The following is a 24,368-nucleotide window of genomic DNA, read 5'->3' as shown; positions in this document are numbered from 1 at the left end:
GCTTCTAAACTGCTTCGAGTTGGCATAACCTGCCACTCCATTGCAGGTAAACCATCAGGATCTGCCAAGCCATGAAACTCGACGCCTATGACCGCAAGATTCTCGCCGCCCTGCAACGGGACGGTCGCCTGAGCAATGTGCAACTGGCTGACGAGATCGGCCTGTCCGCCTCGCCTTGTTTGCGCCGGGTACGGATGCTCGAAGAAGCCGGGGTGATACGCGGTTACCAGGCCAATCTGGATCGCGACGAAGTAGGGCTTGGGCTGACGGTGTTTGTCGGGGTCAAGGTCGAGCGGCATAACGATGAACAGGCCGAAGCCTTTCGCTTGGCCGTGACGGCGTTACCCGAAGTGATTTCGGCCTTTCTGGTGTCAGGGGAATCGGATTTTCTGCTGCAAGTAGTGGTGCCGGACCTGCGTGCCTATGACCGTTTTCTCACGGGGCGGTTGCTGAAATTGCCGGGTGTAAGTGACATCCGCAGTAACTTTGCGATTCATACGGTGAAGACCCCGGGGGCGTTGCCGTTGGGGCATTTACCGGCCTGAGACCCAATCGTCGGAATGCCGCCCAGACCAAGCTCGCTCCCACATTTGATCTGTGGCGTTCACAAAACCAATGTGGGAGCGAGCCTGCTCGCGAAGGCGATAGACCCGCCACCGCCAACCTCCAGGCTTACATCTGAGTCGCCATCCCCTCCACATTCATCGCCGCCTGACGCAAGGCCTCGGAGCGGGTCGGGTGTGGATGACAGGTCAGGGCAATGTCCTCGGCGGAGGCGCTGAACTCCATGGCCACGCAATATTCGCCAATCATTTCACTGACGCTTGGACCCACAAGGTGCACGCCGAGAATCTCGTCGGTGCGCTCATCGGCCAGCACTTTGGCGAAGCCTTCGGTTTCGTGATTGATCTTTGCCCGGCTGTTGGCGGTGAAGGGAAACTTGCCGACCTTGTAGGCGCGACCTTCGGCCTTGAGCTGCTCTTCGGTCTTGCCGACGCTGGCCAGTTCCGGCTTGGTGTAGATCACGTTGGGGATCAGGTCGTAGTTGACCTCGGCAGCCTTGCCGATAATCTGCTCGATGCAGGCCATGGCCTCGTCTTCGGCCTTGTGGGCGAGCATCGGCCCGGACGTGACGTCGCCGATGACCAAAATGCCAGCGGCTTCGGTGCGATGGCCCTTGTTGGCGAGCATGCCGCGCTTGTCCGTGGCGAGGCCGACGTTTTCCAGCCCCAGGCCTTGGGTGTAGGGCCGGCGTCCGATGGATACCAACACGTAATCCGCTTCAAGCAGTTCGGCGGTGCCGCCAGCCGCGGGCTCGACGCTGAGCTGAACGCCGGTCGCTGATGTTGTGGCGCTGGTGACTTTGGAACTCAATTTGAAGTTGAGGCCCTGTTTACTCAACGACCGTTGCAGGGTTTTGCCGGCTTCACCATCCACACCGGGGCAGATCCGGTCGAGAAACTCGATCACCGTCACCTGAGCGCCCAAACGCCGCCACACCGAACCCAGCTCCAGGCCGATCACCCCGGCGCCGATCACCACTAGATGTTTCGGCACTTCAGTCAGTGACAGTGCGCCCGTCGAATCGAGGATGCGTTTGTTGTCGATGTCCACACCGGGCAGGGGAGTGGGCTCTGAGCCGGTGGCGATGATGATGTTCTTGGTGTTCAGTTCGGTCTTGCCGCCCTGGCTGTCGGTCACCGTCACTTTGCCGGGCCCGTCGATGTGACCCCAGCCCTTGACCCAATGGACTTTGTTTTTGCGAAACAGAAACTCGATGCCCTTGGTCAACCCGGCAACGCTTTCATCCTTTTGCTTCATCATCTGCGCGAGGTTGAGTGTGGGTTTGACTTCAATCCCCAGGTTGGCGAATTCTGCGCCCATGGCGGCGTCGTAGAGTTCGGAGGCGTGCAGCAGCGCTTTTGATGGCATGCAACCGACGTTCAGGCAGGTGCCGCCGAGGGTGGCGCGTCCTTCTACGCAAACCGCTCGCAGGCCCAACTGACCGGCGCGGATCGCTGCGTTATAACCACCGGGGCCTCCGCCCAGAATCACGACGTCATAGATGCTCATGGTTGTACTCCTGGAGTGAACGGGGATCGGAATGGGTAAACGTAGTCCTTGGGTAAAATTACGAACGTAATATGAGCATTCCGCAGCATTTCGGTCAAGGCTTCAGCCAAGCGACAGGTTGAGCGTTTTTAGATAGAGCATTTAAGAACGGAAATTTCACGGCTTTCGTTATACCGTAACGTATTGCGATATGAGCAACGATAAACACTGGGGTGGTATGCAAGTCGATCTCGATGTCGATGGGACGCAAGTAGCCGGGCTGCCGCGTTTCCAGCAGGCGGTTTTTCAAGGGCGACGATTGCGTCAGTTCGCAATTGGTCTGGGCGCTCTTGCGGCGGCAGGTTGGTTGCTGGCGTTTTTTGTCGGGCTGTTTGCGCCGCAGTCGCTCTGGCCCGCGTTGCTGGTCAATCAGAGCGCCGGTTTGCTGGTGCTGGTCGCCGGTTTGCAATCGGCCTGGTGGGTGACGCGGTGGCGCGCGCGGGCGTTGAACCCGGTCGTGCAGGTCGTCGTTGCTGACGAAGTCGTTGCCCCGGTGGGCTGGTACGAGCGGCTGCTGGATCGGCTCAGCCAGCGATGGCTGCGAATGCTGGTGCAGATCGGCGCCCCGACGCTGTGGCTCGCGGGTTGGTCGCTGGTGACGTTGTTGAGCATCGAACAAGTCTGGAACCTTGCACTGCCGCCGACCGCACTGGGAGTGTCAGCCAGTGTCGGTGCGGCGCTGTCCTTGTTGCTGGCTTTCGGTTTGTTGGTGCTGGAGCGTCAACTGGCGCAGGAAAACGTCGCGCAATGGCCCGAAGCAGCGTCGTTGGCGCAACTGACACGGGTGGTGATCATTGGTCTGGTGCTCAGTGCTTTGTGCCTGCTGTTCGGCAGCGAAACCTCAGTCTGGCCGGTGCGTCTGGCGGTGCTGATTGGTTTGCTGCCAGGGTTGGTCGCCGCTGAGCTGCTGTTGCGCGCCCTGCTGTCATTGTTCAGTCCGCAGCGTGAACAACTCGAACCTGCCTTGCTGGCGCGCAGCTTCGTCGCCGACATGCTGCGCTGGCCGCCGCAACCCTTGTTGGCGTTGCAGCACGAATTGCACAACCGCTTCGGCATCGACCTGCGACAGATCTGGGCCTTTACCTACATGCGTCGGGCATTTTTGCCGGTGCTGGCCGTGGTCTCGATTGTGGGTTGGTCACTGACCGGCATTCACGAAATCCCAATGCAAGGGCGGGGCATCTACGAGCGATTCGGCAAACCGGTGGAGGTGTTCGGTCCCGGTTTGCACGCGGGTTTGCCCTGGCCTCTGGGCCGAGTGTTGAGCGTCGAGAACGGTGTGGTTCACGAGTTGGCCACCAGTGTTGGCGACACACCGGCGCCGGTCATGGCCGAACCCGCCGAAGGCCCGGCGCCCGCGATTGCCAATCGCTTGTGGGACGCCAGCCATGTGAACGACAAATCCCAAGTCATTGCCAGCAGTAGAGCCGACAAGCAGAGCTTCCAGATCGTCAACATGGACGTGCGTTTCGTCTACCGCATCGGCCTGAGTGATCAAGCGGCATTGGCCGCGACCTATAACAGCGCCGACGTCCCGACGCTGATCCGCAGCACCGCCAGCCGGATTCTTGTCCACGATTTCGCCTCGCGAACCCTCGACGGTTTGCTCGGTGAAGACAGGGTAGGGCTCGCCGAAGAGATTGGTCGCGCGGTACAGGCCGACTTGCAGAAACTCGACAGCGGCGTGGAAATTCTCGCCACCGTGGTCGAGGCGATTCATCCGCCGGCCGGTGCCGCCAATGCCTATCACGGCGTTCAGGCAGCGCAGATTGGCGCCCAGGCATTGATTTCCCGCGAGCGCGGTGCGGCGGCGGAGGCCACCAACCAGGCGCAATTGCAGGCCAGCATCGCTCGCGATCAAGCGACGGCCAGCGCTCGTGAAATCAACGCCACCGCCCAAGCGGCAGATCTGAGATTCGGCGCCGAGCAGAAGGCCTACGCCAGCGCCGGCCAGGCCTTCGTGCTGGAGCAGTACTTCAGCCAACTGTCCCAGGGCTTGGCCAATGCCAGGTTGCTGGTGCTCGATCATCGTCTGGGCGGCAGCACTAACGCGCCGACCATCGACCTTCGTACATTCACGCTGCCGGCTGACCCTGCGCCGGCGCGTAAAACCGCTCAGCCAGGAGCTGCCAATTGAGCCAGTCACACACTCACGATCACGATGACCACACTGGCCACGATCACGGCCATGGCGGGCATCACCACGGACATCACCACCACGGTGATCCGCAAGAAGCTGGCCCGTTCCCATGGCGGCGAATGGGCTGGGCAGCGTTACTGGTAGCGTTCGCCATCGCGGCAGCGAGCCTGGTGCAGGTGCGTTCGGGGGAGGCCACGGTGATCGCGCGTTTCGGCAATCCGTCACGGGTATTGCTGGAACCAGGTCTTGGCTGGCGTTGGCCTGCTCCTTTTGAAGCGGCGATTCCTGTCGATCTGCGACTGCGCACGACCTCGAGTGGTTTACAGGATGTGGGTACGCGGGACGGTTTGCGCATCATCGTTCAGGCTTACGTGGCCTGGCAGGTTCAGGGTGATCCGGACAACGTGCAACGTTTCATGCGCGCCGTACAGAATCAGCCGGACGAAGCAGCGCGGCAGATTCGTACGTTTGTGGGTTCGGCTCTGGAAACCACGGCCAGCAGTTTTGATCTGGCTAACCTGGTGAACACCGACGCCAACAAAGTACACATCGCTGATTTTGAAGCGCAACTGCGTCAGCAAATCGATCAGCAGCTGCTCACCACTTATGGCGTGCGGGTGCTGCAAGTCGGCATCGAGCGACTGACCCTGCCGTCGGTAACCCTCACCGCTACGGTCGATCGCATGCGTGCCGAGCGTGAAACAATCGCCACCGAACGCACGGCAATCGGTAAGCGCGAAGCGGCGCAAATCCGTTCCGCTGCCGAGCGTGATGCGCGCATCGTGCAGGCCGATGCGACGGTGAAAGCTGCCGATATCGAAGCTCAATCGCGCGTCGAAGCCGCGCAGATTTACGGTCGCGCCTACGCCGGGTCGCCACAGCTGTACAACCTGCTGCGCTCCCTCGACACACTAGGCACGATCGTCACGCCCGGGACAAAACTGATTCTGCGCACCGATGCCGCGCCGTTTCGGGTGTTGGTTGACGGTCCGCCGACCCTTGATAACAAGTCCGGGTCGCAGCCATGAAATTAGTTCCACGTGGAACAAATGAGTTAAGCAGTCCCTGGATTCAAGCGGGGCGCTTGGCTTTTTTGGCCCTTTACGCCGTGACAGTGCTGGCTGCTTTGGCTTGGGCGTTCTCCAATGTACGGCAGATCGATCCGCAAAATCGCGCGGTGGTTTTGCACTTCGGCGCGCTGGATCGCATCCAGAATGCTGGCCTGCTGTTGGCTTGGCCCCGCCCGTTTGAGCAGGTGATTTTGTTGCCCGCGGCAGATCGGGTGATTGAGCGTCGGGTGGAAAACCTGCTGCGCACAGATGCTGCGTTGCAGGCAGACCGAGTCGCGAGTTTCGCTACACCGATCAGCGATGCACTCGCCGGCTCCGGTTATTTGCTCACCGGTGACGCGGGCGTGGTGCAACTGGATGTGCGTGTTTTCTACAAAGTCACCGAGCCGTATGCCTTCGTCCTTCAAGACGAACATGTGTTGCCGGCACTCGATCGACTCGTCACCCGCAGCGCCGTGGCGCTCACGGCGGCACGAGATCTGGACACTATTCTGGTCGCTCGACCGGAGCTGATCGGCGCCGATAGTCAGGCTGCCGAACGCCGCGAACGCCTGCGCGGTGATCTGGTGCAAGCCATCAATCAGCGCCTGGCTGACTTGACCGCGACCGGGCTGGGGTTAGGCATTGAAGTGACGCGGGTCGACGTGCAATCGAGTCTGCCTGGCCCAGCGGTCAACGCTTTCAACGCGGTTCTGACCGCCAGTCAGCAAGCCGATAAAGCCGTGGCCAATGCTCGTACTGAAGCCGAGAAACTGACTCAGACCGCCAACGAACAAGCCGATCGCACGCTGCAAGTCGCTCACGCCCAAGGGAGCGAACGGCTGGCCAAAGCCTCGGCGGACACGGCCACGGTATTGAGCCTGGCCAAGGCGCAACAACAAGGGACCGACCCGCAAATGCTGCTGCGCATCTACCGCGAGCGGATGCCGAAGATTCTCGGTCAAGCCGGTTCGGTAACCACGGTCAATCCGAAAGACGATTCCCGCCTGATCATTCAGGGAGCTGCACAATGACCACCCAAACTGCCGCCGCACCGAGCATGTTGTCCTCGGCTGAACAACGCAGCGCTGCCCGCCAATTGACCTTGGCCATGCTCGCATTGGGCCTGCTCGCGCTCGGCCTAACCTGGCGCTGGTTGTCGCCGGAGCAGACGGGCGTCAGTCAGTTGCTGCTGGGCTTTGCTTCGTTATTGGTGGCCGTGCCCGTGATGCGTTCAGCCTGGTACAGCCTGCGTTATCCGAGCCTGCACGGGATCACTGATCAATTGATCGCCCTGGCCATGCTCGGGGCGTGGGCCACGGGTGATCTGCTGACTGCGGCGTTGCTGCCAATCATCATGATCTTCGGCCACGTGCTGGAAGAGCGCAGCGTGATCGGTTCCCAGGAAGCGATTCGCGCCCTCGGCAAACTGACGCGCAGCCACGCGCGCAAAGTTCAGGCCGATGGCTCCATCGTCGAAGTCGATAACGGCACACTCAAGGCCGGCGACCTCGTCGAGGTGCGCGCGGGTGATCGGGTGCCGGCGGATGGTCGGGTGTTGTCCGGTCAGGCGAGCCTGGACACCGCTTCGATTACTGGTGAATCGGTGCCGATGGAGGCGGGCGTCGGCATGCAAGTCTTCGGCGGCGCGATCAACCTCGACGGTCTGCTGCGCATCGAAGTGACTCGCACCGGCAATGAGTCGACCCTCGGCAAAGTCATCGCGCTGATGCAAAGTGCCGAGCGTTCCAAACCCCCGATCACGCGTTTGCTGGAACGCTACGCCGGCAGCTACATGGTGCTGGTGTTGCTGCTGGCCGCCGTGACCTGGTTCGTCACTAACGATGCTCAGGCAATGCTCGCGGTGTTGGTGGCGGCCTGTCCTTGTGCGCTGGTGTTGTCGGCACCGGCCACTGCGATTGCCGGGGTGGCGGTGGCGGCTCGGCACGGGATTCTGATTCGCAGCTCCGCGTTCCTCGAAGAGTTGGCAGACCTGACTTCACTGGTGGTCGACAAGACCGGAACCCTGACCTTCGGCACCTTGCGTTTGCAATCCATCGACAGCCCAATCGAGGATCGTAGCCACGTACTAAAACTCGCTGCCAGCCTCGGTTCTGCCAGCAGTCATCCGGTCAGCCGCGCGCTCGCCGGGTTGGTCACCCAGGAACATTTTCTGCTGCTCTCCGACATCCACGAGCGCCAGGGGCTGGGCGTGGTGGCGATGACGGAGCAGGGCGAGGCGGCGCTCGGTCGTCCGGAGCTGTTCGCGCAATTGGGCATCGCCACTTCAAGTGTTCCCGACCACGATGGCCCGATTGCCGGGCTGGCGCTCAACGGTGAATTCCTCGCCTGGCTGTTGCTGGCCGACAGCGTCAAACCCGAGGCTCGATTCGCTTTGAGCGAGCTGCGTGAATTGGGGTTGGGAAGGCAGTTACTGCTGACAGGTGATCGGCAAAGCGTCGCGCACACATTGGCGCGAGATGTCGGGATCAGCGACGTTGAAGCGCAAGCGTTGCCCGAGGACAAACTCAATCGCGTGTTGAAAGAAATCGGCAGCGGCTTCCGGCCGATGGTCGTGGGAGATGGGATCAACGATTCGCTGGCGCTCAAAGCCGGTGTAGTCGGCGTGGCGATGGGCGCGGGCGGGGCGGACATCGCGCTGGCTTCGGCCGACATCGTCCTGATTGGCAGCGACCTGCGTCGACTCGGCACATGTGTGCGCTTGAGTCGCCAATGTCGGCAGACGTTGCAGGTTAACGTGATCATCGGTCTGGGCTGGACGCTGGCGATTGTAGCCTTCGCCGCCTTCGGCTGGCTCGGTGCTGCGGGCGCGATGATTGCCGCACTGTTGCACAACTTCAGCACCTTGCTGGTGTTGGGGAACGCCGGGCGTTTACTGCGTTTTCAGGAACCCTTGCTCAAGCTTAAGGATGAGGATTGAGCACGCTTGGTGAATGCTCTAATCAGCGCGATCACGGTCGATTTCAAGTTTTCAGAACTGTACGACGAATTCGTAGTCATCTAGGTGAGGGCAATCACTTTTGTGAATTCGTGACGGTGGGTTCGAGCGTTACGAATCATAGAAAAGGGCATTAATTCGATAGCCAGCTATTTTTCAAGGATGGTCTACCCTCACATCAGACGTCTGAAACAAAGAGGGACTATCCATGCTCGCGCACCTTCCTCCGGCCTTACAGAATCTGCAGATACCGCTACGCCTGCGACTCTGGGACGGCCATGAATTCAACCTGGGGCCGACGCCCAGCGTCACGATTGTGGTCAAGGACCCACAAATGGTTACCCAGTTCACTCATCCAAGCCTGGACGCGCTCGGAGCGGCGTTTGTCGAAGGCAAACTTGAGCTGGAAGGTTCCATCAGTGAGGTGATTCGCGTCTGTGATGAATGGAGCCAGGCGTTGCTTGGAGACCAGGATAGTCAGCCAGTGCGCACCGCTCACGACAAGGAGACCGACGCCAAGGCGATTTCCTACCACTACGACCTTTCCAATGCGTTTTATCAGCTGTGGCTCGACAGTGACATGGCGTATTCCTGCGCCTATTTCGAGACCGGCAGTGAAACCCTGGAGCAAGCCCAACAAGCCAAATTCCGCCACCTGTGCCGCAAGCTACGGCTGCAACCAGGGGAATACTTGCTGGATGTCGGTTGCGGTTGGGGCGGACTGGCACGGTATGCGGCTCGGGAGTTTGGCGCGAAGGTGTTCGGAATCACACTCAGTAAAGAGCAACTGGCACTTGCCCGTGAACGGGTGACTGCCGAAGGCCTGGACGATCTGGTCGAACTGCAACTGCTCGACTACCGCGACCTGCCTCAGGACGGTCGTTTCGACAAAGTGGTCAGTGTCGGCATGTTCGAACACGTAGGCCACGCCAATTTGGCCGAGTACTGTAAGACCTTGTTCGGTGCGGTGAAAGAGGGCGGCCTGGTGATGAACCACGGGATCACCGCCAAGCACATCGATGGCCGTCCGGTGGGGCGCGGTGTTGGCGAATTCATCGAGAAGTATGTGTTCCCCAATGGCGAGCTGCCGCATCTGTCGATGATCTCTGCCGAGATCAGTGAAGCAGGGCTGGAGATCGTCGACGTCGAGAGTCTGCGCCTGCACTACGCGCGTACCCTGGACCACTGGAGCGAGCGCCTGGAAGACAATCTGGAAGCGGCTTCCCGGCTGGTGCCAGAGCAGGCTTTACGGATCTGGCGGTTGTACCTGGCGGGATGCGCTTACGCGTTCGCCAAGGGCTGGATCAATCTGCACCAGATTCTCGCGGTGAAAGCCCACCCCGATGGCAGCCATGAACTGCCATGGACTCGCGACGATATCTATACACCTTAAAGAATCGGTGAAATAAGCCGGGCGATCCGCATGCCGACCTGTTGCAGGCGGCGGGTCTCCCGGCTTTCTTCTTTGGCGATCTCGTGCGCCAGGGCGAAGTCATCATTGAGCATCTGTTCTACTTCGGCGGCAAACGCGCCGTCGACCGTCAACAACATCACTTCAAAATTCAGCCGGAACGAGCGGTTGTCCAGATTGGCACTGCCAATGGCGCTGATTTCGCTGTCGATCAACACCACTTTCTGATGCAGGAATCCGGGCTCGTAGCGAAACACCCGCACGCCGGCGCGCACGGCTTCGAAGGCATATAGGCTGGAGGCGGCGTAGACGATTCGGTGATCCGGTTGCGAGGGCAGCAGCAGCCGCACATCCACGCCTCGTAGAACCGCCAGTCTTAATGCAGCGAATACGGCTTCGTCGGGGATGAAATAAGGGCTGGTGATCCACACCCGCTCGGTGGCGGCATGGATGGCTTCGACGAAGAATAACGAACAGGTTTCGTAGGAATCCGCCGGACCGCTGGCGAGCAATTGGCAGAGCACGCCGTCGTCCGGGTAAACGTCCGGCAGGATCAGCGGGGGTAACGACCGCGCTGCCCAGAACCAGTCTTCGGCGAAAGACTCTTGCATGCAGGCCACCACTGGCCCGCGTACTTGCACATGGGTATCGCGCCACGGCGCCAGGGGTGGTTTCTCGCCCATGTATTCATCGCCGACGTTGTGTCCACCGACGAAGCCCAGTACTCCATCAACCACCACAATCTTGCGGTGGTTGCGGAAGTTGATCTGGAAGCGGTTGAGCCAGCCGCTACGGGACGCAAAGGCTTTGACCTCGACGCCGGCATCGCGCAACGGCTGCACGTAACTGTGAGGCAGGGAGTGGCTGCCGATGCGGTCGTACAACAAATAAACCGCCACGCCTTCGGCGGCTTTCTGCAGTAGCAAGGTTTGCAGGCGTTGACCGAGGCGATCGTCGTGGATGATGAAAAACTGAATCAACACTGCTTCCTTCGCGTTGCTGATGGCGTCAAAAATGGCGTTGAAGGTGGCCTGGCCATCGATCAGCAAATGCACTTCGTTATTCGCCAGGCACGGCATGCGCCCCAGTTTCGGCATGGCCCTCAAGGACGCGTAAGCATTTGAGGCGCGAGCGGTCAGCGCCTCTTCTACCCAAGGGCGCCAGTTGAGCTCGGAGATAGCCTTGCGCATTTCTTCGTTGGCCTGGCGCCGAGCCTTGATGTAGCCATCGAAGGTACTGCGGCCGAAGACTAGATAGGGGATGAGCGTGAGGTAGGGAATAAACAGCAACGACAGGGCCCAGGCGATCGATCCCTGGGCGGTCCGGACGGTGAGCACGGCGTGGATGGCAGCAATCAGGCCCAACGTGTGAAGCAGTGCAATCATGTAGCCGAAAATAGGCGGTCCAAAGTAATCCATGGGGGCAGCCTTGCTCCTGAAGATTCAATGCTTAACAGACCATGTTCCGTGCAGAATGTCGCTATTTAATTGGCCCATGAACCGAAGCCACTGGCTGACGTCTAACGGCCACAACTGATCAGGAGTTACTCGATGAACGTTCGTCTGCTGGGTTTGGCCATGGCTATTGGTTTGTCACTTCCTGTGGCCGCTCAGGCGCAGATGCTGCAGCCCGGCTTGTGGGAATTGACCACAAGCAACATGAAGGTCGATGACCAGAATCTCCCGGATTTGCAGCTGATCCTTGGCCAGTTGCAGGGCCAGATGACCCCGGCACAGCGTGCGCAGCTGGAGAAGCAGGGCATCACCATGGGTGGCAAGGGGATTCGGGCTTGCCTGACGCCGGAACAGGTGAAGAGCGACGACATTCCGCTGACCGATCCACAATCGGGCTGCAAGCAGGAAATCACTGATCGCAGCGGGAATCAGTGGAAATTCCGCTTCAGCTGTCCGAAAGCGCAGGGCACCGGTGTCGCCACTTTCCTCAATGATCGTGAGTTCACCACCAAGGTTAATGGCACGTTCAACGCCACCGGCATTCAGCAGAAGGGCAGCCTCGATAGCCGCGCCGTGTGGTTGGGGCAGGATTGCGGGACCGTCAAGCCAAGAGCTTAAAAGTCCGTCAGCAGGCCCGCGCCCTACATGACTATGTGGGAGCGGGCCTGATTCAACCACTCACACACCATATCAACACCCATCCTCCCGAAGTCTTCCCCTGTGCGGCTGCGCACACTGACAAACCCGCCTGCTTTTTCTTTCTCCCCGATCACCACCAGATACGGCACGTGCTGACTGTGCTCGCGAATCTTTTGGCGGACTTTCTCGTGACGCAGATCCGCACGGGCGCGCACGCCGCTTCGACGCAATGCCTCGGTTACCGACTGCGCGTAATCCGCCTGACGTTGGTCCATGCTGACGATCATGACGTGTGGCGGTGTCCGCCAGTTATCAAGCTCCTGTTGGCAGGACCAGCACGTACCGTATATCCGTTGCGGCAACGTACTGCTGATGTGGTCGAGGGTGAACGCTTGCAGCACTCTGGTCGCGGGGACATGCGGGCCAGCGGTCGTAGATTCGACGTTCCCCAGGCGGTACAGCGGCGTCTTTCCTTGACGGCGAATCGAGTGATTGGTCGCCGCCAGAGCCTGCATGCGGGCTTCGATCAGTGGCAGGTCTGCGGGCGTTAAGGATCGCTCGACAGAAAACTCATGAAAGAACCCGTCGCCCAGCGCCGTTCCTGCGTGCAGTTGCACCTGTGGATGAAGTTGTTTAAGGGCCATGGCCAGCATCAGTGCACAGGAGCGTCGCAGGATCTCCAGCCCATCGGGCTCTTGAGGCGTGACGATGCTGACCCGGGCATCGGCCTCGATCATGAACTCACAGTCCACCAAGATGCCGTCCACTCGGCCGGCCACCGCCGCTTTTGCCAGCCCGGGTCCGATACTCGCGGCGAGCTCGTACACCGACAGTGGCTGGTCGTATTCACGCAATGAACCATCGCTCAGGGTGATGTGAATCATGTCGGTGCTCTCGAGTGCTAGCGCATAAAACGTAGTGGTAAACCCTGACAGTTGTCATTAAGACGTTTGTCGTGCCAGGCAATTTGCCCCGACACGATCGTGGTGCTGACGCTGTGGCGAAAACGCTGCCGGGCAAAAGGCGTCCAGCCGCATTGAGACAGAATCGGCTGCCGGGAAACGGCGACGCCGCCGGGTTCGGGTTTGACCAGAACGAGGTCGGCCCAATAGCCTTCGCGCAGATAACCGCGGTCTGGAATGGCGAACAGATCGGCGACCCGGTGACTGGTCTTGGCCACGAGTGTCGTGATCGGCAACACTTCATCCGCGACCAGTTCCAGCAACGCGGGTAGGGCGTGTTGCACCAATGGCAAACCGGAAGGCGCCTGACTATACGGCCGCTGTTTTTCAGCCCAGGTGTGAGGCGCGTGATCGCTGCCGATCACGTCGAGCCGATGGCTCAGCAATGCTTCGCGCAAGGCATCGCGGTCGGCCTGGGTTTTGATCGCCGGGTTGCACTTGATCAGGTTGCCGAGGCTCGGGTAATCCCGATCATCGAACAGCAAGTGGTGCAGGCAGACTTCGGCGGTGATGCGTTTCTGGGCCAGCGGCTTGTCTTCGAACAACGCCAGTTCGCGGGCGGTGGTCAGGTGCAGAACATGCAGTCGGGTGCCGTGACGCCTGGCCAGCTCTACGGCCATCGAAGAGGAGCGAAAGCACGCCTCGGCGTTGCGGATCAGCGGGTGGGTCGCAGCTGGAAGGTGTTCGCCGAACAAGTCACGCAGGTTCGCGGCATTGGCGTCGATGCTGGGCGTGTGTTCGCAGTGGGCCAATAAAATGGTCGGCACCTCGGCGAATAGCCGCTCCAGAAGCTGTGGGTCATCGACCAGCATGTTGCCGGTCGAAGCGCCCATGAACACTTTGACGCCGGCGACTTCACAGGGGTTGAGCCTGGCGACGGTATCGAGATTGTCGTTGCTCACGCCGAAATGAAAACCGTAATTGGCGACGGAGTTAATCGCCGCTCGGCGCTTTTTGTCGGCCAGTGCACTGAGGGTCAGGGTCGCCGGATTGGTGTTGGGCATGTCCATGAAGCTGGTGATGCCACCGGCCACCGCAGCCCGCGATTCGGTGTAGACGCTGCCTTTGTCTGGCGAGCCTGGATCGCGGAAGTGCACTTGGTCGTCGATCATTCCGGGCAGCAGCCATTGCCCTTGTGCATCGATTTCCACGTCGGCATTTTCACCGTGGATGCTGCTGGCGATCTTCACGATTCGCCCGTTGCTCACCAACAGATCACCGTCAAACTCCCGACCTTCGTTCACCAGCCGGGCATTGCGAATCAGCACGCTGCTCATGGTCAGAACTCGTTCTGCAGGGCATTGTAGCCACGCACCAGGTCGACGTTGGTACGCGCCACGTCCTCGGAAAACTCCGAGGCGCTGACGCTCACCGGCGGGAACTGCGACAGATCTGTCTTCGGGCCGATACGAGTGGTGGAGGGCACGTAGAAGTCTTCGGGCAGGTCGCGACCATCGACCACCGAGTTGTGCCGCACCACACAACCGTCACCGACTACGCAGTTGAACAGCACGCTGTTGAAGCCGATAAACACCCGGTCGCCAACCTTGCACGGACCATGAACGATCGAGCGGTGGGCGATCGAACTGAACTCGCCGATGGTCACCGCCGCCCCGGACTTGGAGTGGATCACCACGCCATCTTGGATGTTCGAGTTGGCGCCGATGGTGATCGGCTCCATCTTGCCTGAGGCATCCACTTCGTCGGCACGAATCACCGCGTAAGGACCGACGAAGACGTTCTCGCCGATCACCACTTTGCCGCAGATGATGGCGGTTTTATCCACGTACGCTGACTCGGCAATCAGAGGCAAATCACCCGAAGGATTCTTGCGGATCATGGCTTGCTCAACGCGTTGTAGAGGGTGTTGAGGTTGTACTCGAACAACCCGACGAAGGTGCTGGCCGGGCCGGTAGCCGCGAGCGCATCGGAGTACAACGTGCCACCGATGTGCGCGCCGCTTTCATCGGCAATCTGCTTGAGCAGACGTGCATCCTTGATGTTTTCCATGAACACCGCTTTGACCTTGGCCTGGCGTATCTGGGTGATCAGTGCAGCGACTTCGGCGGATGACGGTTCGCGCTCAGTGGACAGGCCTTGAGGGGCCATGAAGTCGATGCCGTAAGCCTGACCGAGATAACCGAACGCATCATGGGACGTCACGATTTTACGATTGCCCGGGGGCAGTGAACCGAGTTTGGTCTTGGCTTCGGCGAGCAGCGCGTAGATCTGTTTCAGGTAGACCTGACTGTTGCGTTCGTAGTCGACTTTGTTAACCGGGTCGGCGGCGATCAGTGCCTTGGTGATGTTGCTGACGTACAGCTCAGCGTTCGCCAGATTGTGCCAAGCGTGCGGGTCGGGAATCGTCTCGCCATCTTCATCCAGGGAGCGCGGGATGACGCCGTGGCTCGCACTAATCACTGGCGCTTTGGTCTCGGTGCTGGTCACCAGACGGTCCAGCCATGGCTCGAAACCCAAGCCGTTTTTGATGATGAGTTTGGCTTTGAGCAACGCCTTGGCGTCGTCCGGCGTCGGCTCGTACGTGTGAGCATCGGCATCCGCGCCGACCATGTTGGTGATTTGAATATGGTCGCCGCCGACTTGGTGGGTCATGTCGGCGAGGATGCTGAAACTGGTGACTACCTGAAGTTTTTCCGCAGCAGACAGCGACATCGACAGCATCAAACTGAACAGCACGAGTAAAACGCGCATCGGGTAACACCTCATTGGGATGTGAGCAAAGGCGGGCGGCGCAGCAAACCATGCACCGGCCCGAACACCACGGACAGCAGATAAAAACCGCCAGCCACCAGCACGATCGCCGGGCCACTGGGGAGCGAGTAGTAGAACGACAGCAACAGTCCGAGCCACACCGAGAGGCAGCCGAGCAGGGCGGCGATGGCCATCAACACGGGCAAGCGACGACTCCAGAAGCGCGACGCGGCGGCGGGCAACATCATCAAACCGACCACCATCAGCGCGCCGATGGCTTGAAAACCGATCACCAGATTTAGCACCACGAGGGTTAGAAATACGCCGTGTGCCAGGGGGCCGAGTCGGCTGACGGTTTGCAGAAAGAGTGGGTCGAGGGTGTCCAGCAACAGCGGTTTGTAGATGAACACCATGGCGATCAGGCTGAAGCCGGAGACCCAGAGCATGCCTGTCAACGTCGGGCCATCGACCGCCAGCGCCGAGCCAAACAACAGGTGCAACAGGTCCAGGCGTTTGCCGGCGATGCCGAGGATTAGCACACCGCAGGCAAGGGAGATCGGGTAGATCGCAGCGAGGCTGGCGTCTTCCCGCAGGCCGGTGCGACGGGTGATCCAGGCGGCGAGTCCGGCCATGCCGAGACCGGCACCGAGGCCGCCGACGGTCAGCGCCGGCAGACTCAATCCGGCAAACCAGAAGCCTAATGCGGCCCCCGGCAGAATGCCGTGAGCCACCGCGTCGCCGATCAGACTCATGCGGCGCAGGATCAGAAACACGCCCAATGGTGCGGTGCTGCATGCCAGAACCAACCCGCCAAGAAGCGCTCGGCGCATGAACACGAACTCGTGGAACGGTTGCCAAAGATGAGCGGCAGCGAGCATCAGGCCGCCCGCGCTTGCGGCTGTTGATGGATCAGATCAACGCTCGACCCGAGGACGCAGCCGGTGCTTTTGATCAGCAACGTTTGAGGAATGTGTTGGCGAACGGCGGCCAGGTCGTGGCACACGATCAGCTGGGTTCGGCCTTCGGCATGCCAGGCGTGAATGTGTTTCCAGAGCAGTGCCTGACCGAGCTCGTCGAGGGCGGCGTGGGGTTCGTCGAGCAATAGCAATGGTGCGTCGGCGAGGCTCAAACGGGCGAGCAGGGAACGCTGTAATTCGCCGCCGGACAAAGCCATCAATGGGCGCTGTTCCAGTCCGCTCAGACACCAGTTTTCCAGCACGGCTTTCAGGCGTTGTCTGCGTATCTCGGGAGACTGCGTGCTACCCCAGAAACCGGCGGCCACTAACTCTTGCAGGCTGATGGGGAATTGGCGATCCAGGTGTTGTTGCTGTGGAAGGAACGAGAGGCTGCCCTTGCGTGGAACATCCAAGATGACTTTGCCGGTCAGCGGTTTTTGCAAACCAGCGATGACTTTCAGCAGGCTGCTTTTACCCGAACCGTTCGCACCGATTACGGCGGTGAGACTTCCTTGGGCCAGTTCGAAATCCACGGGTGGAGTCAGTGGTTGGCCGGGTGCACCCCATCGCAAGGCTTGGCAACGGATCATGCGGCCTCCCAATTCCAGCGGCTTTCGGCGACGGCATCGTGGGCGTGGAGGCTTTCCGCATGGACGACTCGTAGGTGGAAGGCGTTGATGCCGGGGGCGCGTTTCAGGGCCAGGTTCAAACGTCGGGCGGCGTCTTCGCAGAACATCAGGTTTTGACCGTTGGCCAACGCGAAGGCTTGTTCGTCGGCGCGTTTTACGGCGGTTTGTACGGCGGTGCCGAGGGCTGCTTCGGCGTCGTTGATGATCGCGATCAGCGGTAAGTCATCCAGATAGTCGTCCAGTCGAAGCCGCATTTTTGCATTGCTCCGTTGGCTGTGAGGCGTTGCGACGATGCCTTTTGTGGAGCCGAGCCAAGTCAACACATCGGCGTGTTGCAGCGGTTTGTTGGCGAAGTCATCGACGAATTGCTGCTGAATCAGCTGTCGGGAAAGTGCGGCCGAACACGGACAGGTCGAGGAATAAGGCACGTCGATTTTTAGTTCCACGTGGAACATCGCGTTTTTCAAATGTGCTTCGATGCTCACTGGATAGGTTTTCCAGCCGGCCAATGGACTGACCAGCGCCGGTCTTTTTAGCAGTAAATCGGTGTGAATTTTTAAGTACGCGCTGTTGGACAGACCTTCATGAGTCTCGAGAAAACTTTGCAAAACTTTCCGCAACAAGGCGGGTGTCAGATTTTCTTGCTCGAGCATTTCCAGCGCCAAGTACAGCCGCGACATATGAATCCCGCGCGCCTCTCCATCATCGAGGCTAACGCCGGCGTCGGCTTTTGCACTCAGTCGTTGACCATCGAACAAAACAGGAAGAGCAATGCCGCACATGCCCACCCAGTCGAGTGGCAGGGCTTGGCGTGAGGCCTGCGCGGCGATATCGGGCAGAGTCAGCGCATTCATGAGCAGGTCCATCGTGGGAGTCGATTCTGTATGTTATGTTATTACATTAAAATCAACCATGCCTTTTTCATGAACAGGCTTTCATCATGCACAGACGTCACTTGCTCAACCTGATCCTGGCCAGCGCGGCCTTTGCTTTACCCTTTGGCGTTTCGGCCACGCAGATTCGCAATGCGCGGCTCTGGCGTTCGGATGACAAGCTGCGTTTGGTGTTCGATCTGAGTGGGCCGGTGCAATACAAGACGTTTTCCCTGAGCGCTCCCGAACGGCTGATCATCGATCTGAGAGGCGCCAACCTCAGTGGCGACTTTAGTCAGTTGGCGCTCAGCAACACTGTGATTCGCTCGATACGCTCCGGGCCCTTCGGCCGGGGCGATACGCGAATCGTCCTCGACCTCAGCGGCCCGGTGCAGCTCGCCAGTTTTTTGTTGCCGCCACAGGACGGTCAGGGCCATCGACTGGTACTCGATCTGAGGACGGCTGCGCCGTTACAAATGGCGGCCGCGCCCGAGGCGGTCATCGACAAGGCACACCCCAAGCGCGACATCATCGTCGTGGTCGACCCAGGTCACGGCGGCAAAGACCCCGGTGCGGTCGGCGCCAAAGGTGAGCGTGAGAAAGACGTGGTGCTGTCCATCGCCCAGCTATTGGCCAAACGGCTGAAACGCGAGAAGGGCTTCGACGTGAAACTGGTGCGCAACGACGACTTCTTCGTCCCGTTGCGCAAGCGTGTGGAGATCGCTCGCAAGCACAACGCCGACATGTTCATCTCGGTGCATGCCGATGCCGCACCGCGTCTCACCGCGTCAGGCGCTTCGGTCTACTGCCTGTCCGAGGGTGGAGCAACCTCGGCGACGGCGCGCTTCATGGCGCAACGTGAGAACGGCGCAGACCTGCTGGGCGCTACCAGCCTGCTCAACCTCAAGGATAAGGACCCGATGCTCGCCGGGGTGATTCTCGACATGTCGATGAACGCGACCATCGCCGCCAGTTTGCAGTTGGGCAGCACGGTGCTCGGCAGTCTGGCGGGCATCACCACATTGCATCAGAAGCGCGTGGAACAAGCGGGATTTGCCGTGCTGAAATCGCCGGATGTGCCGTCGATCCTGGTGGAAACCGGCTTCATCTCGAACGCACGCGACAGCCAGCGACTGGTGACTGCGCGGCATCAACAGGCCGTAGCCGATGGCTTGTTCGAAGGATTACAGCGCTACTTCCAGAAAAATCCGCCGGTAAACAGTTACATCGCTTGGCAGCAAGAGCAGAAGAAATCCCAGGCCTAACATCCTGTAATTCGGCTACAGGTGAACTTGCCACTGCTGCCACCGGAACTGGAAAACCGATTGATCGTGGTCCAGCCGACGCGACGGTTGTAGCCGACCCAGGCCTCGCCATCGGAAGCGAGCCCAGTGAAGAACGTGAGTTGTCCGTAGCGACTGTTGGTCTGCGCCCAATGGCGTTTTCCGGCCGCTTCGAAGCCCCGCAGATAGATCGTGCTTCCGACGGTGTTGACGCTATAGGCGTTGCCGTCGCCATCCACGCAGGCCAGCAGATTGGCGCTTCGGGTGCATTTGGCCAGGCTCGGGATTTGCGCCCAGGCGTCGACAGCTATCAGCAACGAAAAGCTCATCAGCGTTATTTTCAGGGCGACACGCATAGGATTTCTCACGAACCGAACGGGCTCGAGCATCGCGCTCTTTGTCATCGTGGGCAAGAGGAGAGTGGCTTGATTGTGTTGTTATACTATAACATCAGGTTAAGCCCGACACTGCGACCGGGCATCTCTGTGAGGAATACCTGATGCCCAATCGTCTCCCCGTAACCGTCCTGTCGGGCTTTCTCGGCGCTGGCAAAAGTACGCTGCTCAACTACGTGCTGCGCAATCGCGACAACCTGCGCGTCGCCGTGATCGTCAATGATATGAGCGAAATCAACATCGATGGCGGTGAAGTTCAGCGCGATGTCACCCTGAATCGCGCGGAAGAAAAACTGGTGGAGATGAGCAATGGCTGCATCTGCTGCACCTTGCGCGAAGACTTGTTGGAAGAGGTGAGCAAACTCGCCAAGGAGGGTCGCTTTGATTATTTATTGATCGAATCCACCGGCATTTCCGAGCCGCTGCCTGTGGCGGAAACCTTCACCTTCCGCGATGAAGAAGGGCAGAGCCTGGCCGACATCGCCCGGCTCGACACCATGGTCACCGTGGTCGATGGCATGAACTTCCTGCTCGACTATCAGGCCGCCGAAAGCCTCGCATCCCGTGGTGAAACGTTGGGCGAGGAAGACGAACGCTCGATCACCGACCTGTTGATCGAGCAGATCGAATTCGCCGACGTGATTCTGATCAGCAAGATCGACTTGATCAGCAGCAGCGAGCGCCAGGAGCTGATCGCGATCCTTGAGCGGCTTAACGCCCAAGCGGAAATCATCCCGATGTTCATGGGCGAAATTCCCTTGGAGAAGATCCTGAATACCGGTCGTTTCGACTTCGAGAAGGCCGCTCAGGCGCCGGGCTGGCTACAGGAATTGCGTGGCGAACACGTGCCCGAAACCGAGGAATACGGCATCGCCTCGACAGCTTACCGAGCACGCCGACCGTTTCATCCACAGCGCTTTTTCAGCTTCATCGACCGCCCGTGGGTGAATGGCAAACTGCTGCGCTCCAAGGGCTTCTTCTGGCTGGCCAGCAAGCACATGGACGCCGGTAGCTGGTCCCAGGCCGGCGGATTGATGCGGCATGGTTTCGCCGGGCGCTGGTGGCGTTTCGTGCCGAAAACCCAGTGGCCGCAGGACGAAGAAAGCACCGCCGGGATCATGGAAAACTGGACCGCAACCACTGGCGATTGCCGCCAGGAACTGGTGTTCATCGGGCAGAACATCGACTTCGCGCAACTCACCAACGAACTCGACAATTGCCTGCTGACCGACGATGAAATGGCGTTAGGCGTCGAGGGCTGGCGACTACTGCCAGATCCATTTGGCCCATGGCATGAAGAGGCGGCAGCCTGATGTTGGCACCCAGTCTGAAACTGCGGCCGATCATTTATCAGGTTCAAGGTGAGACGCCGCAAGCGCTGACCCGAATACTGGATGACGGCATAAACCTCGCCGTTTGGCAGCGCCAACTGCTGGCGCACATCGCCGATTTCGGGAGTTTGTTGCTGTCCCTGAACGAGCCGTTGGCCGAGTCGCTGGTCCTGGAACTGCCTAGCGATGACACCGAACCCAATCTTCACGGATTAGCCTCAGGTTTCAGCGATCTCGAAGGTTACGAAGGTTTCATCGCCGACGTCTCTTGGCTGGTCAGTGCTTTCGCCTGTTTGCTGGGCGCCAGGCGTGTCGGGCTGCGCTTGCGGGTCCTGGACAAGGCCATGTGCCCGCGTTTCCACGTCGATCACGTGCCGGTACGGCTGATCACCACGTATTGCGGGATCGGCAGCCAGTGGCTGAAGGAAGGGGCGATGGATCGCCGGCAATTGGGAAAACCCGAAGCCGAGCCCCAGGACGACTCGCTGATTGAGCAGATCGCCAGCGGCGAAGTCGCGCTGCTCAAAGGCGAGAAATGGCATGGCAACGAAGGCTTCGGCCTTATTCACCGGTCGCCACAGCTTGCGTCCGGTGAGCGGCGGCTGATCCTGACGCTCGATTGGCTAAGCTAGCGGCTCACGGCTTGAGCCAGGTTCCCTGGCTTTGGGCTTCACAAAACGGCTTCAAATACGCCGCATCCGTGGCTACGCCGTAATAGTGAATATCCTGCCGGTAAGGCATATTGGCGACTTGGGCGTTGCTGCACACGCCGAACGCCCCGGTGGGGCATTGGTCGACGTACTGCACCTCGACTTTCTGGCCAGGAAGGTTCGGCTGGCAGAAACCATCGGCGAACAGTTTTTCCGGGATGTTGCGGTTCTGCTGGCAGACTTTCACGTCGAGTCGCGCAGCCGTGCTATGTACCACACAGGCTTGAGCCAGCGCCTCACCCGAAGTGAGCGCCAGGACCAACGACAATCCCATCAACCGCATCCTTACCTCCTCAGAAAACTTCGACCATGTTGCAGAATATTCCCACGCACGTCATTGCTGGCCCCTTGGGTGCCGGCAAGACCAGTCTGATCAAGCACCTGTTGGCGCAGCGGCCGGCGAATGAGCGTTGGGCGGTGCTGATCAACGAGTTCGGCCAGATCGGCCTCGATGCTGCGTTGCTGACCCGGGACGCCGATGGTATCGCACTGGGTGAAGTGGCCGGGGGCTGTTTGTGTTGCGTGAATGGTGCGCCGTTTCAGATCGGCCTCGGGCGTTTACTGCGCAAGGCGCGGCCGGATCGGTTGTTTATCGAACCCTCCGGGCTTGGACATCCGGCGCAATTGCTCAGGCAATTGAGTGAGGCGCCGTGGCAAGGCGTGTTGGCTGTTCAACCCTGCGTCCTGGTGCTGGATGCCCAGGCACTTGCTGCCGGCAAACCGCTGCCGGTGGCGCAACAGGAAGCGCTCAAGAGCGCTGGGTTGTTGCTGATGAATAAAGCCGAAAATATCGACGACGCTGATCGCCAGCGAATCGCCGCACAGTTGCCGGCGCGTCCGTTGTACTGGACGCAGCAAGCCGCATTGCCATTGAGTGAGTTACCAGGGCTTGGGGTTCAGGCTGTAGCGGGTGTGGATAACTTCGTTGCGCCCAAAGGATTGGCACAGCTGCCAGCCATCTGGACCGATCCTGCGCTGCCAATTTGCTTGAGCCAGGAACAGGAGGGCGGCTGGAGTGTTGGGTGGCGGTGGCATCCAAGTCAGACTTTCGACGCGACGCTCGTTGGTCGTTGGCTTGAAAGCCTTGCCTGGCGGCGGGCGAAGCTGGTTATCCACAGCGCCGATGGTTGGGTTTCGGCGAATGCGCTGGAAAACCCGGTGCTGGACTGGCAGCCCAGCGAATGGCGGCGTGATTCGCGCATCGAGCTGATTTTCAGTGAGCCGCAGGATGTTGATTCATTGCAAAGAGATCTAGCCGGCTGCCGGTCGAGTCCGACTTGAATCAAGGACGCCATTTAGTGTGTTCTTGCCGCCACTGGCTCATCTCGATCACCTCAGCGCGCGGTTTCACTACATCGGTCACCGCAGGCGTGTCGTCGAACGGCATCGGGTAGGGCGCCAGCTCAATCTGCGCACTGTGGGCGCCGAACTGGGTGATGGTGCCGTTGTGACGGCTTTCACCGGTCACGGTGAATTCGAAGTTATACACACGGGCGAGGCGCCGCCGGCCGTTGGCGTCTTTAATGAACGCAATCTTCTTCAAGGCCACGTTGCCGTCCAGCAGCTCGATTCCGAGCTTTGTGCAATGCAGCTTGACCCGCTCCAGCGCGCGCTCGCGCAAGCCATGGTTGTGCCATAACCACGCGCCACCGGTGGCAAGCAGCATCAGGACGAAGATATTTCCAAGGGTCAGCATCAACACGTTGCTCCAACTAGATAGTGTCAGCTTAACTGCGTCGCCGGTCTGTCGTACAGGCTGCGTTTAGTCGCATACTGCGCGGCTTGAATTTCAATCGTTTGACGGAAAACCCACCGCATGAAACGTACGCCCCATCTGCTCGCCATCCAGTCCCACGTGGTGTTCGGCCACGCTGGCAACAGCGCCGCGGTTTTCCCGATGCAGCGGGTCGGGGTGAATGTCTGGCCACTCAATACGGTGCAGTTCTCCAACCACACCCAGTACGGCCAATGGGCCGGTGAAGTGCTGGCGCCGCATCAGATTCCCGACCTGGTCGAAGGCATCGCGGCGATTGGCGAGCTGGGCAACTGCGACGCCGTGTTGTCTGGCTATCTCGGCAGTGCTGCCCAGGGTCGGGCGATCCTGACGGGGGTGGCGCGGATCAAGTCGATGAATCCCAAGGCACTGTATCTGTGTGACCCGGTGATGGGCCATCCGGAGAAGGGTTGCAGCGTGCCCGCGGAAGTCAGCGATTTCCTGCTGGAGGAGGCGGCTGCCGTGGCGGACTTCATGTGCCCGAACCAGCTGGAGCTGGACAGCTTTTCGGGGCGCAAGCCGCAATCGTTGTTCGATTGCCTGGCCATGGCGCGAGCGTTGCTGGCGCGTGGTCCAAAGGCTGTGCTGGTCAAGCATCTGAACTATCCCGGTAAACCGGGGGATGTTTTCGAGATGTTGCTGGTGACGGCCGAAGACAGCTGGCATTTGCGCCGTCCGCTGCTGGCGTTCCCGCGTCAGCCGGTGGGCGTCGGCGACCTGACCTCTGGACTGTTTCTGGCTCGCGTGCTGTTGGGTGATAGCCTGGTGGCAGCTTTCGAATTCGCCGCGTCGGCGGTGCATGAAGTGCTGCTGGAAACCCAGGCTTGCTCCAGCTATGAGCTGGAACTGGTGCGGGCTCAGGACCGGATTGCCCATCCACGGGTGCGGTTCGAAGCGACACCTCTCAGCCTCTGAGCGGCGTAGACCCCATCGCGAGCAAGCTCGCTCCCACACAGATCTTCAGTGGACACAGAAATTGT

At 59.9% G+C, this 24,368-nt stretch carries 24 protein-coding genes; 12 read left to right on the top strand and 12 right to left on the bottom strand.

Annotated features, from left to right (window positions below):
• Nucleotides 1-71 precede the first annotated feature (71 nt).
• A complete protein-coding gene (locus E3W21_RS16740) occupies nucleotides 72-545 on the top strand; it encodes an Lrp/AsnC family transcriptional regulator (RefSeq protein ID WP_046053936.1) in 474 nt (157 codons plus the stop codon).
• A 127-nt stretch (nucleotides 546-672) separates the two neighbouring features.
• Here the strand turns inward: E3W21_RS16740 and lpdA are convergent, their stop codons facing one another.
• The gene (gene lpdA / locus E3W21_RS16735; protein ID WP_134421058.1) at nucleotides 673-2,073 is read right to left on the bottom strand and encodes a dihydrolipoyl dehydrogenase; all 1,401 of its coding nucleotides are present in this window, start codon (nucleotides 2,071-2,073) and stop codon (nucleotides 673-675) included.
• Between the two features lie 217 nt (nucleotides 2,074-2,290).
• Between lpdA and hflK (E3W21_RS16730) the strand changes: the two genes are divergently transcribed.
• The 5 genes from hflK (E3W21_RS16730) (at nucleotide 2,291) to cfaB (ending at nucleotide 9,653) form a co-directional block, all read left to right on the top strand.
• Entirely contained in the window at nucleotides 2,291-4,249 is a 1,959-nt protein-coding gene (gene hflK / locus E3W21_RS16730; RefSeq protein WP_134421251.1) for a protease modulator HflK, read from the top strand.
• Nucleotides 4,246-5,280, top strand: a complete 1,035-nt coding sequence (hflC, locus tag E3W21_RS16725) for a protease modulator HflC (RefSeq protein ID WP_134421056.1) — start codon at nucleotides 4,246-4,248, stop codon at nucleotides 5,278-5,280. The genes hflK (E3W21_RS16730) and hflC overlap by 4 nt, the downstream gene beginning before the upstream one ends.
• Entirely contained in the window at nucleotides 5,277-6,335 is a 1,059-nt protein-coding gene (hflK, locus tag E3W21_RS16720) for a protease modulator HflK (protein WP_129439823.1), read from the top strand. The genes hflC and hflK (E3W21_RS16720) overlap by 4 nt, the downstream gene beginning before the upstream one ends.
• The gene (locus tag E3W21_RS16715; protein WP_134421054.1) at nucleotides 6,332-8,242 is read left to right on the top strand and encodes a cation-translocating P-type ATPase; all 1,911 of its coding nucleotides are present in this window, start codon (nucleotides 6,332-6,334) and stop codon (nucleotides 8,240-8,242) included. Before hflK (E3W21_RS16720) ends, E3W21_RS16715 begins: the two co-directional genes overlap by 4 nt.
• A gap of 226 nt (nucleotides 8,243-8,468) precedes the next feature.
• A complete protein-coding gene (cfaB, locus tag E3W21_RS16710) occupies nucleotides 8,469-9,653 on the top strand; it encodes a C17 cyclopropane fatty acid synthase CfaB (protein WP_129439826.1) in 1,185 nt (394 codons plus the stop codon).
• Here cfaB and cls read toward each other — a convergent pair.
• A complete protein-coding gene (gene cls, locus E3W21_RS16705; protein WP_134421052.1) occupies nucleotides 9,650-11,089 on the bottom strand; it encodes a cardiolipin synthase in 1,440 nt (479 codons plus the stop codon). The two genes, cfaB and cls, sit on opposite strands and share 4 nt — an antisense overlap.
• A 132-nt stretch (nucleotides 11,090-11,221) precedes the next feature.
• Between cls and E3W21_RS16700 the strand changes: the two genes are divergently transcribed.
• On the top strand, nucleotides 11,222-11,743 hold the full coding sequence (locus E3W21_RS16700; RefSeq protein ID WP_129439830.1) for a DUF3617 domain-containing protein: 522 nt from the start codon (nucleotides 11,222-11,224) through the stop codon (nucleotides 11,741-11,743).
• Nucleotides 11,744-11,766: 23 nt separating this feature from the next.
• Here the strand turns inward: E3W21_RS16700 and E3W21_RS16695 are convergent, their stop codons facing one another.
• The 7 genes from E3W21_RS16695 to folE2 are packed head-to-tail and all read right to left on the bottom strand — an operon-like array spanning nucleotide 11,767 to nucleotide 17,877.
• Nucleotides 11,767-12,648 (bottom strand): His/Gly/Thr/Pro-type tRNA ligase C-terminal domain-containing protein, encoded by an 882-nt coding sequence (locus E3W21_RS16695; protein WP_134421050.1) that lies wholly within the window; start codon nucleotides 12,646-12,648, stop codon nucleotides 11,767-11,769.
• Nucleotides 12,649-12,665: 17 nt separating this feature from the next.
• The gene (locus tag E3W21_RS16690) at nucleotides 12,666-14,003 is read right to left on the bottom strand and encodes a dihydroorotase (protein ID WP_134421048.1); all 1,338 of its coding nucleotides are present in this window, start codon (nucleotides 14,001-14,003) and stop codon (nucleotides 12,666-12,668) included.
• Nucleotides 14,004-14,005: 2 nt separating this feature from the next.
• The gene (locus E3W21_RS16685) at nucleotides 14,006-14,566 is read right to left on the bottom strand and encodes a DapH/DapD/GlmU-related protein (RefSeq protein WP_134421046.1); all 561 of its coding nucleotides are present in this window, start codon (nucleotides 14,564-14,566) and stop codon (nucleotides 14,006-14,008) included.
• The gene (locus E3W21_RS16680) at nucleotides 14,563-15,438 is read right to left on the bottom strand and encodes a metal ABC transporter substrate-binding protein (protein ID WP_134421044.1); all 876 of its coding nucleotides are present in this window, start codon (nucleotides 15,436-15,438) and stop codon (nucleotides 14,563-14,565) included. The genes E3W21_RS16685 and E3W21_RS16680 overlap by 4 nt, the downstream gene beginning before the upstream one ends.
• An 11-nt stretch (nucleotides 15,439-15,449) precedes the next feature.
• A complete protein-coding gene (locus tag E3W21_RS16675) occupies nucleotides 15,450-16,316 on the bottom strand; it encodes a metal ABC transporter permease (RefSeq protein ID WP_134421042.1) in 867 nt (288 codons plus the stop codon).
• On the bottom strand, nucleotides 16,316-16,984 hold the full coding sequence (locus E3W21_RS16670) for a metal ABC transporter ATP-binding protein (protein ID WP_134421040.1): 669 nt from the start codon (nucleotides 16,982-16,984) through the stop codon (nucleotides 16,316-16,318). Before E3W21_RS16670 ends, E3W21_RS16675 begins: the two co-directional genes overlap by 1 nt.
• A complete protein-coding gene (folE2, locus tag E3W21_RS16665; RefSeq protein ID WP_134421038.1) occupies nucleotides 16,981-17,877 on the bottom strand; it encodes a GTP cyclohydrolase FolE2 in 897 nt (298 codons plus the stop codon). Before folE2 ends, E3W21_RS16670 begins: the two co-directional genes overlap by 4 nt.
• Before the next feature lie 86 nt (nucleotides 17,878-17,963).
• Between folE2 and E3W21_RS16660 the strand changes: the two genes are divergently transcribed.
• Nucleotides 17,964-19,160 carry an N-acetylmuramoyl-L-alanine amidase gene (locus E3W21_RS16660; protein ID WP_134421036.1) on the top strand — a complete coding sequence of 399 codons (1,197 nt, stop codon included), beginning with the start codon at nucleotides 17,964-17,966 and terminating at the stop codon, nucleotides 19,158-19,160.
• On the opposite strand, the gene E3W21_RS16655 is transcribed toward E3W21_RS16660, so the two are convergent.
• Nucleotides 19,157-19,534, bottom strand: coding sequence for a glutamine synthetase (locus E3W21_RS16655; protein WP_134421034.1), 378 nt, complete (start codon nucleotides 19,532-19,534; stop codon nucleotides 19,157-19,159). The genes E3W21_RS16660 and E3W21_RS16655 overlap by 4 nt on opposite strands.
• Before the next feature lie 143 nt (nucleotides 19,535-19,677).
• Between E3W21_RS16655 and zigA the strand changes: the two genes are divergently transcribed.
• Together zigA and E3W21_RS16645 are read left to right on the top strand one after the other, a co-directional pair.
• The gene (gene zigA, locus E3W21_RS16650; protein ID WP_134421032.1) at nucleotides 19,678-20,886 is read left to right on the top strand and encodes a zinc metallochaperone GTPase ZigA; all 1,209 of its coding nucleotides are present in this window, start codon (nucleotides 19,678-19,680) and stop codon (nucleotides 20,884-20,886) included.
• On the top strand, nucleotides 20,886-21,536 hold the full coding sequence (locus E3W21_RS16645; RefSeq protein ID WP_134421030.1) for a DUF1826 domain-containing protein: 651 nt from the start codon (nucleotides 20,886-20,888) through the stop codon (nucleotides 21,534-21,536). The genes zigA and E3W21_RS16645 overlap by 1 nt, the downstream gene beginning before the upstream one ends.
• Nucleotides 21,537-21,540: 4 nt before the next feature.
• On the opposite strand, the gene E3W21_RS16640 is transcribed toward E3W21_RS16645, so the two are convergent.
• Nucleotides 21,541-21,897: an NADH:ubiquinone oxidoreductase gene (locus E3W21_RS16640; RefSeq protein WP_129439851.1), complete on the bottom strand. Its 357-nt coding sequence runs from the start codon at nucleotides 21,895-21,897 to the stop codon at nucleotides 21,541-21,543.
• 26 nt (nucleotides 21,898-21,923) lie between these two features.
• Between E3W21_RS16640 and E3W21_RS16635 the strand changes: the two genes are divergently transcribed.
• Nucleotides 21,924-22,895: a GTP-binding protein gene (locus tag E3W21_RS16635; RefSeq protein WP_129439853.1), complete on the top strand. Its 972-nt coding sequence runs from the start codon at nucleotides 21,924-21,926 to the stop codon at nucleotides 22,893-22,895.
• A 1-nt stretch (nucleotide 22,896) separates the two neighbouring features.
• Here the strand turns inward: E3W21_RS16635 and E3W21_RS16630 are convergent, their stop codons facing one another.
• Nucleotides 22,897-23,310: a DUF3301 domain-containing protein gene (locus tag E3W21_RS16630; RefSeq protein ID WP_134421028.1), complete on the bottom strand. Its 414-nt coding sequence runs from the start codon at nucleotides 23,308-23,310 to the stop codon at nucleotides 22,897-22,899.
• A gap of 120 nt (nucleotides 23,311-23,430) precedes the next feature.
• On the opposite strand from E3W21_RS16630, the gene pdxY reads away from it, so the two are divergent.
• Nucleotides 23,431-24,303 carry a pyridoxal kinase PdxY gene (gene pdxY / locus E3W21_RS16625; protein WP_134421026.1) on the top strand — a complete coding sequence of 291 codons (873 nt, stop codon included), beginning with the start codon at nucleotides 23,431-23,433 and terminating at the stop codon, nucleotides 24,301-24,303.
• Nucleotides 24,304-24,368: the final 65 nt, after the last annotated feature.

This window comes from Pseudomonas sp. F01002, from assembly GCF_004402115.1.
GTDB classification, from domain to species: domain Bacteria; phylum Pseudomonadota; class Gammaproteobacteria; order Pseudomonadales; family Pseudomonadaceae; genus Aquipseudomonas; species Aquipseudomonas frigoris.
This window is presented reverse-complemented; position numbering and strand designations above follow the sequence as displayed.